Source organism: Streptomyces sp. SLBN-8D4 (assembly GCF_049739545.1).
In the GTDB taxonomy this organism is placed as follows: Bacteria; Actinomycetota; Actinomycetes; order Streptomycetales; family Streptomycetaceae; genus Streptomyces; species Streptomyces canus_C.
On sequence record NZ_JBMGQC010000001.1, the window covers coordinates 9,742,432 to 9,756,316 of the forward strand.

10 protein-coding genes and 2 pseudogenes are annotated in these 13,885 nt (G+C 69.1%); 4 read left to right on the plus strand and 8 right to left on the minus strand.

Features of this window, described 5'->3' with window-relative positions:
- Window positions 1–2 precede the first annotated feature (2 nt).
- The 3 genes from RKD20_RS44275 to RKD20_RS44285 form a co-directional block, all read right to left on the minus strand.
- Window positions 3–1,061, minus strand: a complete 1,059-nt coding sequence (locus tag RKD20_RS44275) for a tartrate dehydrogenase (RefSeq protein WP_424882685.1) — start codon at window positions 1,059–1,061, stop codon at window positions 3–5.
- Window positions 1,062–1,134: 73 nt separating this feature from the next.
- The gene (locus RKD20_RS44280) at window positions 1,135–2,019 is read right to left on the minus strand and encodes a LysR family transcriptional regulator (RefSeq protein WP_424882686.1); all 885 of its coding nucleotides are present in this window, start codon (window positions 2,017–2,019) and stop codon (window positions 1,135–1,137) included.
- Window positions 2,020–2,264: 245 nt separating this feature from the next.
- Window positions 2,265–3,533, minus strand: a complete 1,269-nt coding sequence (locus RKD20_RS44285) for an aspartate aminotransferase family protein (RefSeq protein ID WP_424882687.1) — start codon at window positions 3,531–3,533, stop codon at window positions 2,265–2,267.
- A gap of 215 nt (window positions 3,534–3,748) precedes the next feature.
- Here RKD20_RS44285 and RKD20_RS44290 point away from each other — a divergent pair, with 215 nt between their 5' ends.
- The gene (locus tag RKD20_RS44290; protein ID WP_424882688.1) at window positions 3,749–5,410 is read left to right on the plus strand and encodes a PucR family transcriptional regulator; all 1,662 of its coding nucleotides are present in this window, start codon (window positions 3,749–3,751) and stop codon (window positions 5,408–5,410) included.
- A 385-nt stretch (window positions 5,411–5,795) separates the two neighbouring features.
- Here RKD20_RS44290 and RKD20_RS44295 read toward each other — a convergent pair.
- Window positions 5,796–7,045 (minus strand): annotated as a pseudogene (locus RKD20_RS44295) (IS701 family transposase).
- Between the two features lie 156 nt (window positions 7,046–7,201).
- On the opposite strand from RKD20_RS44295, the gene RKD20_RS44300 reads away from it, so the two are divergent.
- Both RKD20_RS44300 and RKD20_RS44305 read left to right on the plus strand, forming a co-directional pair.
- A complete protein-coding gene (locus tag RKD20_RS44300; protein WP_424882689.1) occupies window positions 7,202–8,206 on the plus strand; it encodes an IS5 family transposase in 1,005 nt (334 codons plus the stop codon).
- 103 nt (window positions 8,207–8,309) lie between these two features.
- Window positions 8,310–9,559, plus strand: a pseudogene (locus tag RKD20_RS44305) (IS701 family transposase).
- 111 nt (window positions 9,560–9,670) lie between these two features.
- On the opposite strand, the gene RKD20_RS44310 reads toward RKD20_RS44305, so the two are convergent.
- Both RKD20_RS44310 and RKD20_RS44315 read right to left on the minus strand, forming a co-directional pair.
- Window positions 9,671–10,804 carry a ferritin-like domain-containing protein gene (locus RKD20_RS44310; protein ID WP_424882690.1) on the minus strand — a complete coding sequence of 378 codons (1,134 nt, stop codon included), beginning with the start codon at window positions 10,802–10,804 and terminating at the stop codon, window positions 9,671–9,673.
- Window positions 10,805–10,994: 190 nt separating this feature from the next.
- The gene (locus RKD20_RS44315) at window positions 10,995–12,158 is read right to left on the minus strand and encodes a carboxylesterase family protein (protein ID WP_424882691.1); all 1,164 of its coding nucleotides are present in this window, start codon (window positions 12,156–12,158) and stop codon (window positions 10,995–10,997) included.
- On the opposite strand from RKD20_RS44315, the gene RKD20_RS44320 reads away from it, so the two are divergent.
- Window positions 12,079–12,480: a TetR/AcrR family transcriptional regulator C-terminal domain-containing protein gene (locus tag RKD20_RS44320; RefSeq protein WP_424882692.1), complete on the plus strand. Its 402-nt coding sequence runs from the start codon at window positions 12,079–12,081 to the stop codon at window positions 12,478–12,480. The genes RKD20_RS44315 and RKD20_RS44320 overlap by 80 nt on opposite strands.
- An 82-nt stretch (window positions 12,481–12,562) precedes the next feature.
- Here the strand turns inward: RKD20_RS44320 and RKD20_RS44325 are convergent, their stop codons facing one another.
- Together RKD20_RS44325 and RKD20_RS44330 are read right to left on the minus strand one after the other, a co-directional pair.
- On the minus strand, window positions 12,563–13,126 hold the full coding sequence (locus tag RKD20_RS44325; protein WP_424882693.1) for a cysteine hydrolase family protein: 564 nt from the start codon (window positions 13,124–13,126) through the stop codon (window positions 12,563–12,565).
- A gap of 112 nt (window positions 13,127–13,238) precedes the next feature.
- A complete protein-coding gene (locus RKD20_RS44330; RefSeq protein ID WP_424882694.1) occupies window positions 13,239–13,826 on the minus strand; it encodes an SMI1/KNR4 family protein in 588 nt (195 codons plus the stop codon).
- Window positions 13,827–13,885 lie beyond the last annotated feature (59 nt).

The following is a 13,885-nucleotide window of genomic DNA, read 5'->3' on the forward strand; positions in this document are numbered from 1 at the left end:
GCTCAGAGGAGCTCGATCAGCCTGTCGGTGAACTCTGCGGTCGTCGCGGTTCCGCCCAGGTCACGGGTGCGGGTATCGGTCTTGGCCAGGACCGACGCGATCGCGTCCGTGATGTCCCTGGCCGCGGCTGGGTGGCCGAGGTGGTCGAGCATCATGGCCGCGGACCAGATCGCGCCCAGCGGGTTGGCAATGCCCTGGCCCGCGATGTCGGGCGCTGAGCCGTGTACCGGCTCGAACATCGAGGGGAACTCGCCCTCGGGGTTGAGGTTGGCCGCCGGGGCGACGCCGATCGATCCGGCGACCGCGGCCGCGAGGTCGCTGAGAATGTCGCCGAAGAGGTTGGAGGCGACGACGACGTCGAAGCGGGCGGGGTCGAGGACGAACTTGGCCGCCAGCGCGTCGATGTGCTCCTGGTCCCAGGAGACGCCTGGGTGTTCGGCGGCCCGCTCGGCGATCAGCTCGTCCCAGAACGGCATGGTGTGGATGATGCCGTTGGACTTGGTTGCGGAGGTGAGCTTCCCTCGGCGGCGGGCGGCGAGCGAGAACGCGTAGTCGGCGACACGGGTGACCCCGGCCCGGGTGAACACCGCCTCCTGGACGGCCAGTTCCTCGGCCGTTCCCTGGTTCAGCCGTCCGCCGATCTCGCTGTACTCGCCCTCGACGTTCTCCCGCACGACGACGAGATCGACCTCGCCCGGCCGCGCGCCGCGCACCGGACTGTCGATGCCCGCGAAGACACGGACGGGCCGGAGGTTGACGTACTGACGGAAGCTGCGACGTATCGGGATCAGCAGCCCCCACAGCGAGACATGGTCCGGGACCCCCGGGTAGCCGACGGCGCCCAGCAGGATCGCGTCCTTGTCGCGCAGCTGGTCGATCCCGTCGGCGGGCATCATGGCGCCCTCCCGCAGGTAACGCTCGCACGACCAGTCGTACGACGTGTAGGACAGGCTGAAGCCGTGGCGGCGGCCGAGAACGTCAAGGACCTGCTGTGCCGGCGGCAGTACCTCGGCGCCGATGCCATCGCCGGGGATCAGGGCAATGCGGTGGTTTGTCGTCATGCCGTCGATTGCAGCAAGGCGGCCCGTGGGGCGTCCAAGACGCAAAGCGGATAGCCCTTATAAGCGGTGCCTATCAGCTGCCGGCGGCCGAGGTGGCGGTCGTGACGAACGCGGCGGCTGCCGGCGACAGGCTGGCTCGGCGGCTGACGAGCGCGATGTGCAAGCTGGTCTCCGGCTCGATGTCCAGGACGCGGGCGCCCAGCCGCCGGGCGAGGTCTCGCCAGGAATCCATGATCACCGCGATGCCCACCCCGGCCAGTACCAGGGGCATGAGCGACACCCGGTGCTCCGTCTCGGCGGCGATGGTGAACTCGACGCCCTGTTCACGCAGCGTGTCGACGTAGGCGCGCATCCCGGTGCCGGGCTGCCCGACGATCAGCCGCTGTCCTGCGAGCTCCCGGCACTCCACCGCCGTCCGACCTGCGAAGGGACCGTCGGCCGGCACCATCAGCACGAAGCGCTGTCGCTCCAGCGCGTAGGAGACGACCTCCTTGTCGGAGAACGGCCCGGCGGACGCCAAAAGCCCCAGTTCCACTGCCCCCGTGCGCACCATGTCGATCACATCACGCGCGGTGAACGCTGCTTTGATGGCCACGGAAACGCCTGGATACCGGCGGCTGAAGGTGCTCACCAGGCTCGTCAGCGGCTCCACAGCCTGCGACGGCACGGATGCCACGTCCAGACGCCCCTCACGTAGCTCGTGCACCGCCGCGACGCTCGCCCGTGCCGTCTGCAGACTGCGCACGGCCTCCCGGGCAGGGCCGATCAGAGCCGTTCCGGCCTCCGTCAGCACCGCCCTCCGTCCGATGCGATGGAAGAGCTCGGACCCGAGATCACGTTCCAGTGCCCGCACGGCCTGCGACAGCGACGGCTGCGAAACGTACAGAGCCGAGGCCGCGCGGTTGAACCCACCACGGTCGACAATCGCAAGGAAGTACTCCAGCTGCCGAACGTCCATACGCGCCCTCTGTCCCTGCGAGAAACGAACCGACGACTCGATCGGTCCCGGCCATGGTGGCCCCACGTCTCGCTTCGACCCAGGCGTGGATCCGGTGCGGCGGTGGGTCGCTGCCGTACGCCCGGCCGACGGCCTGGCTCCCTTCGCCGAGGTGCCCGGTCGCTACTGTGCGGACTGTCCACCGCGGTGACGGTCCGCACAGGAGAACCGTACGACCGGATGCTCCAGGGACACTGTGGCCCGTGTCACAGCTGTTCCCCTCCCAAAGTGCCGGCCTCCACCGCCGTCGCCCACGCCTGGAGACCCTCGTCCACCGACGTCTCGTCGATGACGAGCGCCGGGATCATCCGGACGACCTGGTTCCAGGCGCCGCACAGCAGCAGGAGCAGGCCCTTGTCGACGGCGGCGCGCTGAACGCGGGCGGCTGTCCCGGGGTCCGGGCTGCCGTCCTCGGTGACGAACTCGGTGGCGAGCATGAGGCCGAGGCCGCGCACGTCACCGATGCCCGGCGTCCGCTCGGCCACCGCTTCGAGGCCGGCGCGCAGCCGCTTGCCCATCGCCTCGGCGTTCTCGACCAGCCTCTCGTCGCGCACGACATCGAGGGTTGCGCAGGCCGCGGCACAGGCGACGGCGTTCGCGCCGTAGGTACCACCCTGCGAGCCGGGCCACGCCTTGGCCATCAGCTCCTCGGAGGCAGCGATGCCCGACAACGGGAAACCGCTGGCCAGGCCCTTGGCGGTGACAAGGATGTCGGGTGTGACACCGAAGTGGTCGTGACCCCAGAAGCGGCCGGTGCGGCCGACGCCGGTCTGCACCTCGTCGAGGACGAGGAGGAAGCCGTGGCGGTCCGCACGCTCGCGCAGGCCCTCCATGAACGCGCGGTTCGCGGGCACGTAGCCGCCCTCGCCGAGGACCGGCTCGACGATGATCGCGGCCGTGTCGGCGGGCGAGGAGATCGTCTGCAGGATGTAGTCCAGCTCCTTCAGAGCGAAGCGCGTGGCGGTTTCCTCGTCCCAGCCGTAGCGGTAGGCCGACGGGAAGGGCGTGACCACCACACCGCTCATCAGCGGCGAGAAGCCGGAGCGGAAACGAGTACCCGACGTCGTCATGGAGGCAGCGGCGACCGTACGGCCGTGGAAGCCACCGTGACAGACGATCACGTTCGGGCGGCCCGTGGCCTGGCGGGCGAGCCTCAGCGCAGCCTCTACGGCCTCGCTGCCGGAGTTGACGAAGAACAGGCTGTCCAGGCCGGCCGGCAGCACTTGGCCGAGCTTGTCGACCAGCCGCCGGAGCGGCTCGTGCATCACCGTCGTGTACTGGCCGTGGATCAGCGAGCCCACCTGTTCCTGGGCTGCCGCCACGACCTTGGGGTGGCAGTGCCCGGTGCTGGTGACGCCGATGCCGGCGGTGAAGTCGAGGTAGCGGCGACCGTCCTGGTCGAAGAGGTGGACGCCCTCGCCCCGGGCCGCCACCACGGGCGTGGCCTGGCGAAGGTGCGGCGACAGTGCGGTCATGTTCGTCTCCCGGCCTCGGTGTTCGCTCTGCTGCGGTCTCTCGAGCGTCCCCGCGGGAGAGGGGTGCGCCAACGCCCGATCTGTCCGGCCGGGACGCGTCATCCGGACGTTGTGTCAGCCTCATCCGGGCCACGTCGGCACCGATCACTCCTGCACCGCCCTTGCGCAGGTCACGGACGCTTGTCACAGTGACCGGGCACTCCCCCGGGGGCTGTATGGGTCGAGTCCGAGCAGGAACCCTTGGAGAGACCGTGAACGACCACCACCCGGCCGGCCGGGGGCCCACCCACCCGCTCACCGTGGCCGACGTCCTGGCGCTTCCTGTCCTGGCGGCCGGACGGCCTGATGTCGTCACCGGCCTCCGGCACCTGGACCGTCCGGTCCGGTGGGTTCACATCACTGAGCTGACCGACCCCGCGTCGTTCCTCAAGGGCGGCGAGCTCGTGCTCACCACCGGGGTGCCTCTGCCGCAGGACGCCGCCGGAGTGCGCCGGTACGTCGACGAACTCGCCGACATCGGAGCCGCGGCCCTGGTCATCGAACTCGTACGTCGCTACCACCGCCCGCCGGAGACGCTCGTCGACGCCTGTCACCGCCGCGGCCTGCCCCTCGTCACCCTGGCCAAGGACGTCAACTTCCTTGAGGTCACGCAGGTCGTGCATGCTCTCCTGCTCGGCAACCAGGCCGAGGCGATGCGCCGCACCCAACGCATCCATGAAGCGTTCACCACCCTGACCTTGCGCGGCGCGGGGCCGGAGGAGGTGGTGCGTGCGGCGGCGCAGATGAGCGGACGTACGGTCGTCCTGGAGAACCTGGTGCACCAGGCCCTGATCTGCGAACCGGCCGGACTCACCGTCGAGGAGGCACTCGCCGACTGGGAACAACGATCGAGGGCGGTCGACCCCCGCGACACCACGGCGACACACGGCCCGGAAGACTGGCTCACCACCCCCGTCGAATACCAGGGCGAACGCTGGGGTCGCTTGGCCATGCTCCCGGCCCCCACCGGAGGAGCAGCCTTCGGGCCGGAGGACACCACCCTGCTGGGGAGGGCCGCAATGGCACTGACCGTCGCGCGCCTCATCCACCCCACTCCCTGGGAACGCACGGCACACCGGAATGCCCTGCGCGACCTCATGGAACAGCGCCACCGCTCCGCGCAGGACGCCCGCGCCCGCTGCTCCGCGCTGGGCCTGCCGACCGATCGAAGCCACTTCGTCGCCACCCTGGTGGACCTGCACGCAGCGGAGAGGGGAACCGAGATGGAGTCCCGTCTGCTGCAGGAGCTGAGGACGGCAGGCGTGCCGGCCCTCGTCGGGGAACTGGCCCCAGGCCGTCTCGGAATCCTGCTGGCTCTGCGCGGCTCGCAGCCCTGGCGCCCCCTCGTCGAGCGCCTGTCCGTCACGGTGTTGAGCCTCGTCCCGGACGCAGTCGTGAGCGTCGGTTCCGAGGTCACAGACCTCGTCGACACCACCCGCTCCTTCCGTGAGGCCGCCCGCGTCGCCGAGGCCACCCCACCCCGCCAACCTCTCCCCCCGGACCGATCCTTCAACGAGCTGTCCGACATCGGCCTGCGCCGCCTGCTGTACGCCCTGCGCGAGGACGCCCGGATCCAGGAGTACACCGAACGGCAGCTTCGGCGTGTCATCGACCACGACACTCAGCACAGCACAGACCTGCTGACGACCTTGCGCCACTATCTCGACGCCGCCGGCAACAAGACGACCGCCGCCCGCCGGAGCGGCCTCTCCCGCGAGACCATGTACCAACGCCTGCGCACCATCGAGCGTCTCCTCGGCCGAGACCTCGAAACGGGTGACCAGCGCACCGAGCTCCATGTGGCACTCACTGCACTCGACGTGCTGCGGGCCGGCTGACGTAGAACCGCGGTGCGGCTATGACCAGCACCGGGTGGCCGTACGACCTGGGTCCCGGCAGATCACCGTGGCCATCGGCCGCGTCGAGGCGGCCCGTGCGGCAGGCCGCCGGCCTTCGACCGCGAGGCCTACAAGCAGCGCAACACCGTCGAGCGGATAGGCGCGGCGTCGCCATCCGCTACGAGAGGACAGCCACGATCCACCTGGCCGGACTCCCCATCTCGGGCATCTTGCCGTGGTCCGCCCGCTGATCCAAACGAAAGCCCCTAGCTAGTAGGGCTTGGTCATGTTCGTATGGGGGTGGGTATGTCACGGTGGCAGGTGGGGCAGGCGCCGGCCCAGATCGCGAGGAGTGTCTGCAGCTCGCGGACGACTTGGTAGAGGCTCAGGCCCGCACGGCGTCTTTTGGGTCGCGGGCCAGTCGTTGCAGTGTGCAGAAGGCGTGGGCGGCGGAGACGAGGGTGACGTGGTGGTGCCAGCCGGCCCAGGTGCGGCCTTCGAAGTGGGCCAGGCCCAGGGCCTGTTTCATCTCGCGGTAGTCGTGCTCGATGCGCCAGCGCAGTTTGGCCAGCCGCACCAGCGTGGCCAGCGGCATCCCCGAGGGCAGGTTCGACAGCCAGAACTGCACCGGTTCGCTTTCGTCGGCGGGCCATTCGGCCAGCAGCCAGCGCTCGGCCAGTTCGGAGAATCGTTGGTCTTGCGGATGCCGCGGCCGGCGGGCCGGATCCGAAGGGCGACGAACCGCGAGTACATGCGCTTGAATCCGCTTTGGCCCTTGCCCGGGCGCGAGCCTTCCCGCCAGGACACCGGTCTCGCGGCCGTCCTCCCGGCCGCGATGATCAGGTCTTTCATGGTCTGTGCAGGGTCGGGATACTGCATCCTCGGTGGCCTGCCGGTGCCCGCATAATCAGGCTGGACGGGCCGGGCGTCGGCTGGATGGGCGGTGTGGCGGGAAGAAATGCCCACCGCGTAGGGCAGGTTGCGTTCTTCCAGACCGTGGCGGAAGGCCGCGGCATCCCCGTATCCGGCGTCCGCGACGACCAGGGGGATGTCGATGCCCCACGACCGGGTCTCGTCGATCATGTCCAGGGCAAGCTGCCACTTCTCCACATGCCCCACCCGGTCGGGGATGCCGCAGCGACCGCGGCGGGCGACCTTGTCCGCATCCGACTCCGCAGAGGCCGGATCCCACGATGCGGGCAGGAACAGCCGCCAGTTCACCGCGGCCGAGGCGTGATCACGGGCCAGATGCAGCGACACCCCCACCTGGCATTTGGTGACCTTGCCCGCGGTGCCGGTGTACTGCCGCGACACACACGCCGAGGCATCCCCGTCCTTCAGAAAGCCGGTGTCGTCGACGATCAGGGCTTCCGCCCCGATCGCGTCCTGCATCCTCCAGGCCAGCCGGGCCCGCACATGCGCCGGATCCCACGGGCTGGAGGTGATGAAGTGCGCCAGCGCCTGACGGTTGCCGTCCTCACCGAGGCGGGCAGCCATCGGCTCCACCGACTTGCGCCGTCCGTCCAGCAGCAATCCGCGCACATACGCCTGCCCCCACCGCCGCTGATCCGCACGGAAGAACCCGTCAAACAGCTCCGCAGCGAACGCCTCCAGGTCCTCCCGGACCCCGGCCATCTCCTCAGGTGTCACACCACCCCAACGAGTGCCGCACCCCAACAGACACGCCACTCACACATCAAGATGACCAAGCCCTACTAGGGCCTGTGTGAGGTCGTGATCATTCTCGGGTTCTGGTCCCGTGCGGGGGTGGGGCCTGGTAGGACGCTGGGTGTGACACGTACGCAACTCACCAACGAGCAGTGGGAGTTCATCGAGCCGTACCTGCCGATAGGCGAGTACGGCCCGTACCCCGAGCGGCTGCGGGAGCAGTTCGAGGGGGTGATCTGGCGGTTCCGCTCCAGCGCCCAGTGGCGCGAGATGCCCTCCGAGTTCGGACCGTGGCCGACGGTCTACGGGCGCTTTCGCGTCTGGCGGGACGCCGGGGTCTTCTCCGCTCTTCTGGAGGGCATGATCGCCGAGGCCGCTCGCCGGGGACAGACGGACTTATCCCTGGTCAGCGTGGACTCCACTACGGCCCGCGCCCACCAGGACGCCGCCGGGATGCACCTCGGCAAGGACGTCATGGACGCCCTTGAGGAAGCCGCCGCCGAACAGGAGCGGGCCCGGCAAAAAAGGGGCGGCCCGCCGGGACAGAACGGGCAGGACGGCGGGGACGACCCCGAGCAGGAAGAGCGACGGCGTATCCGGCGGCGGCGCAAGTTCCGGCTGAACCAGGCCCTGCTCGGCAGATCCCGTGGCGGACTGACGAGCAAGATTCATCTCGCCGCGGACCGCAGGTGCCGTCCGCTGTCCCTCGTGCTGACCGCAGGACAGGCCGGCGACAGCCCGCAGTTCGTCCCCGTGTTGCAGAAGATTCGGGTCCGTCTGCCTGTGGGCCGGCCTCGAACCCGGCCCGGCGCTGTCGCCGCGGACAAGGCCTACTCGTCCCGCGCCAACCGCTCTTACCTGCGCAAACGCGGCATCAAAGCAGTCATTCCGGAGAAGAAGGACCAGGCCGCCAACCGGAAGAAGAAGGGCCACCGGGGCGGCCGCCCCACGTGCCACGACAGTGATCTTTACAAGGAGCGGAACACGGTCGAGCGGCTCATCAACAAGCTGAAGGCCTGGCGGGGCATCGCCACTCGATACGACAAGTCGCCCGAGAGTTACCTCGCCGGCCTCCACCTCCGCGCCTCAATGATCTGGATCAACGACCTGCTGAAGGCAACTGGCTGATCACAACGCCACACAGGCCCTAGTAGGGCTTGGTCATCTTGATGTGTGAGTGGCGTGTCTGTTGGGGTGCGGCACTCGTTGGGGTGGTGTGACACCTGAGGAGATGGCCGGGGTCCGGGAGGACCTGGAGGCGTTCGCTGCGGAGCTGTTTGACGGGTTCTTCCGTGCGGATCAGCGGCGGTGGGGGCAGGCGTATGTGCGCGGATTGCTGCTGGACGGACGGCGCAAGTCGGTGGAGCCGATGGCTGCCCGCCTCGGTGAGGACGGCAACCGTCAGGCGCTGGCGCACTTCATCACCTCCAGCCCGTGGGATCCGGCGCATGTGCGGGCCCGGCTGGCCTGGAGGATGCAGGACGCGATCGGGGCGGAAGCCCTGATCGTCGACGACACCGGCTTTCTGAAGGACGGGGATGCCTCGGCGTGTGTGTCGCGGCAGTACACCGGCACCGCGGGCAAGGTCACCAAATGCCAGGTGGGGGTGTCGCTGCATCTGGCCCGTGATCACGCCTCGGCCGCGGTGAACTGGCGGCTGTTCCTGCCCGCATCGTGGGATCCGGCCTCTGCGGAGTCGGATGCGGACAAGGTCGCCCGCCGCGGTCGCTGCGGCATCCCCGACCGGGTGGGGCATGTGGAGAAGTGGCAGCTTGCCCTGGACATGATCGACGAGACCCGGTCGTGGGGCATCGACATCCCCCTGGTCGTCGCGGACGCCGGATACGGGGATGCCGCGGCCTTCCGCCACGGTCTGGAAGAACGCAACCTGCCCTACGCGGTGGGCATTTCTTCCCGCCACACCGCCCATCCAGCCGACGCCCGGCCCGTCCAGCCTGATTATGCGGGCACCGGCAGGCCACCGAGGATGCAGTATCCCGACCCTGCACAGACCATGAAAGACCTGATCATCGCGGCCGGGAGGACGGCCGCGAGACCGGTGTCCTGGCGGGAAGGCTCGCGCCCGGGCAAGGGCCAAAGCGGATTCAAGCGCATGTACTCGCGGTTCGTCGCCCTTCGGATCCGGCCCGCCGGCCGCGGCATCCGCAAGACCAACGATTCTCCGAACTGGCCGAGCGCTGGCTGCTGGCCGAATGGCCCGCCGACGAAAGCGAACCGGTGCAGTTCTGGCTGTCGAACCTGCCCTCGGGGATGCCGCTGGCCACGCTGGTGCGGCTGGCCAAACTGCGCTGGCGCATCGAGCACGACTACCGCGAGATGAAACAGGCCCTGGGCCTGGCCCACTTCGAAGGCCGCACCTGGGCCGGCTGGCACCACCACGTCACCCTCGTCTCCGCCGCCCACGCCTTCTGCACACTGCAACGACTGGCCCGCGACCCAAAAGACGCCGTGCGGGCCTGAGCCTCTACCAAGTCGTCCGCGAGCTGCAGACACTCCTCGCGATCTGGGCCGGCGCCTGCCCCACCTGCCACCGTGACATACCCACCCCCATACGAACATGACCAAGCCCTACTAGGGCCGCGGGTGGAACTGGGGACCGTACGTGCTCCGGGTCCCGGGGATCTTGGTCTCCATGAGCCGCACCGCGGGCTCCTCCAGGGCGCGCATGGCGTGGATGGCCGCGCCCAGGGCGCGGGGGCCGCCGTCGGCCCAGGCCGCGTCGAGGGAGTTCAGCACGGCGGTGTAGGTGTTGTCGAACCTGTCCAGGAGCCGCTGCACTGGCGCCGACGGCCGGGACCAGCCGCCGGCCGGGACCCGGGCCATGGGGCGTGCGTGAGGCAAGGGAACCGGCGCTCCGGTGAACGTCCAGCCGTCGGCGGTCCGGCGCAGTTGCCGTCCGTGGTAGATCTCGGCGAAGGCGTAGTAGTGGGCCGGGTGGTCGTCGGTGAAGGAGTCGGCCGGGGAACTGCTCGTGCCCTCGCCCTGCTCCCTGATGATGTCGATGGAGCGCTCTGCGTCGAGGAGGGTCTCGACGGGGTGCAGATCGTCGGAGCCGATGCGCGCGGTCAGCTGTCCGCGGGCCGACAACTGCGGGGCCACGGTCCGAAAACCGTCGAGCATGGCGGCGTAGAAGTCGCCGACGGAATGCGTGGCACTGTCGCTGAGGGCGAGCGGTTCCTCGGGTGCCTCGATGGACATCATCATGTGCACCAGGGACTTGGTGAGACCCGACAGGTACACGGTCTCGCCGTCGCGTACGCCGCCGGGCAGCGGGCCGGGGTAGTTGGGTGCCGCCTCCCTGATCCGGGGCTGCCCGCCCACGGCCACGAGCAGGTTGCACACCACGCCCAGGTGGTACATCTCGTCGTCGATGATGCGCCGGATCAGTCGTGCGGCCTGCGAGCTGCGGTCCGTGATGGACCACCAGCCGCACAGGTACGGCGGGATGGTGGACAGTTCCAGCTCCACAGCGATCTGAAGCGCCGACCGGAGCCAGTCGACGCTGCGACCGGTCTCGGGGACGGACATCAGGCGCGCCACGCAACCGAGCGGCGGCGGCTCGGGTGGTCCGCTGTGGGGGCCCGCGGCGGCCGACGCCGGTGCGGCCGCCGCGACAACCGGCGCACCGGCCGCCACGGCTGTAGTGGCCAGGAAACTCCGGCGCTTGAGCGCAGCCCCGGCCGGCCTCTCCACGTCTTCCCTCACGCCATCACCCTCGCCTCGCAGTCACGGCCCCGCCATGCCGAAGGCACACGGGTCCTCGGATCAGCTCGCGAAGCTAGCAGGCATCACCCCAGATGAGAGCGATGACGTGCGAGGACGACTTCAAGTTCGCTGAGAGGGAGCTGTCGCAAGCCCATCCGTAGCCCAGCGAGGACAGCCGCCGTAGCGGCCGTCAGCTGCCGATGGTCTTCCAAAAGCCGCAGTCGTGTTCCTGGGCGAGATCAGCCGGTTCCGTCTTCCCCGGTTGCAGCGACTGGACGTGCCGGCCGGTTCCGAACCGGGGCCAGGGCGCCGCGCCGTGGCCGTTCGGGTCGCCCGTGTAGGCGAACCGGGCCCAGTAACGCACCATCGTCTCCGCGAGTTGGTGCTGAGCGGGTGTGGCCGGGCCGGGGAGCTGCTCGTCGTCGAAGAGGTACTGCAGTTCGCTGCCGTGGAACGCCCGCGTGGGGAAATTGGGTTTCTTGAGGGTGCTGAACCAGGGGGCTTCGTCGTCGTCGAACTCGTAGGCGTAGGTCGGCACGTGTCGGTCCAGGGCCCGGTCCCGGTCGAGGACCGTGCAACCCCAGGCCCAGTCGGTGACGACGGTGGACAGCGCCTCGCCCGGGGATCGGAAGCGGTCGGCGGGGTAGCGGGCCAGGACGCGGGCCGCGTCGGAGGGCGCGAAAAGTGTCTGGATCTCCTGCCGGTAGTCGGCGTCGGTCGTCGTCTCGCCGGTCACGGCTTCGACGGCCGCGGTGAACAGGCGATGTTCGTCCCGGGTCGTTCCCTGGATGATGGGGACCCGGCGGAAGTGACCGGTGGCGAAGGCCCGTTCCGGACTCACGGGCAACACGCCACTGCCACCGCCACCGCCACCGCCGACCGTCGGTCCGGACCCGAGTCCGTAGTCGGACCACTTGACGAGTTCCTCCACGGGTTCGGCGCGCAGACAGGCTGCTGCTGTCCGCAGGTCGGAGCAGCCGACCTTGGCCGCCACGTCAAGCCCGTGCCGCTCGCGCTCCGCGCGCGGCAACGGGAACCAGGTCGCCGGACCCGGTGACCATGTGCGTCCCGTGCACTGGGCGCTTTGCAGGATCGCCTTGTGGAAGAGGCCCGCTGACCCCGGCGCCACGAGATGCGCGCAGACGCTGGTACCGCCGGCCGACTCGCCGAAGAGCGTGACGTTCGCCGGGTCACCGCCGAATGCCGCCGCGTTGCGCTGCACCCACCGCAACGTGGCCTGCTGGTCCTCCAGGCCGAAGTTGCCCGACAGGTGCTTGGCCGGACCGTGGTCGAGCGCGGGATGGTCGAGGAATCCGAACCTGCGCTGGACAGAGGTCCTGCTGGAGGCGCTCACCGGCGCCGGGCTGAGCACTGCCGAATCGCTAGGGTGCGCGCTCCTGCTCGACGGCTACGCGCGGCGCATCGCCAGTGCCCGCCGCGACGTGCGCAACAGCAGTGCGGCGCCGGTTCAGTCCGCCGCCGTGGCACGGTTCCTTCAGCCGCTCCTGCACGAGCACGGATATCCCATTCTGGCGTCCACGATGACGAACAACGAATACGACGACGACATCGGCGACGACGACGTGGACTTCGGCCTGACCCGGATCCTGGACGGAATCGAGGTACTGATCGCTCGACGAACACAAGGGAGGCAGCCACGGCACACGGACGAGTGAGCGCACCGCACCGTCGGGCCGATGGCGATGGCGATGGCGATGGCGATGGCAATGGCGACGCTGGCGAGGGACAGGCCGGCCTCTATTGCGATGCGATGGCTTTGATCCAGTCCTCGACGTCGACCACATCCGCCCACTGCGGGAACAGCTTCTCGGTGAGCATCCGGTGCACCTCGGGGTCGGTGTCGAGGCAGGCATCCGCCAGGACGGTGAGGCCGAAGTCCAGGTCGATGGCGTGCCACAGGGTGGACAGCACCACAGCGCTGGTGGCGATGCCGGTGAGAACAAGGCTGTCGATATTGCGAGCCCTGAGCACCAGGTCGAGGTCGCTGCCGGAGAATGCGCTGCCCCGCCTCTTGGTGACCACGACGTCGCCCTGCCGGGGAGCGACGTCGTCATGGATCTCGGTGCCAGGGGCACCCTCGGCGAACAGGCCGGCCCGAACGGCGTTTGTCATCACCTTGTTGCGGGAGCTGACTTCTGGATCTCCCGGCCGTAACCCGAGCACCACGTAGATCACGGTGATACCTGCGGCGCGGGCACCGTCGATCGCCCGACGCAGGCGCGGCAGATATCCGGAACCGTCATCGGCGATGGCCACGACGTCCCGTTGGACGTCCATCACCAGAAGTGCGCTGTTCGCCATGCTTGCTGTCCCTTCTCCGTGGGGAAACAGCAGCAAGTCTGGTGGATCGGCCGAGCCGCGGTGGAGGTTTCGGAGACCGTCGCAGGGTCACGCCGCATCGCCCCACGACCCGTCAGATCTTCGGCGCCATGCGATGACGGTTCGGATGGGCACGGAGTCGAGGTGAGGTGAGTTCCAGGGCCCGGTTGTCGCGTCCGGCACTCATGTGGTCGAGCCAGCGCTCGTACCAGTCGAGGAAATCGGTGGCCGAGGAGACGTTGGGGCCCCAGAAACCGTCGCTGTTACCAGTGAGCACGCGGCCGGTGAGGGGGCCGGTCACCGCGAGGACGCACACGTCGGAACAGCCCATCTCGATGATGTGGAGGAAGAGGTCGCGTTCGTGCGCCCCGGGCCCTGCGTCCTCGAAGCCGCGGGGTGCCCCCGGCTCTCCACGCGGGTTCATGACCAGCAGGGCACACCGCTCCAGCGGTATGAATCCGTAGAACGGTGCTGCCCCTGAGCCGCCGATGTGCGTGAGGAACTGCCGATAGGCGTCGGGCAGGACGATGCCGTGCTCGGCCTCGAACGCAGCGAGGCGAGCTTCCGCCAGCTTTGGACCGACGCTGAACTTGTGCTTCTCCTCGCCGAAGGAGTGGCTGCGCAGCGGTTGGAAGGGGATCGCGGCCAGCTTGCGACGCAGGCGGGGTATGCGGGGATCCATGATGCATCTTCTCTCATTCCGGTCGCCCCACGGGTGGATGTGGTGAGCCAACCAGAAGA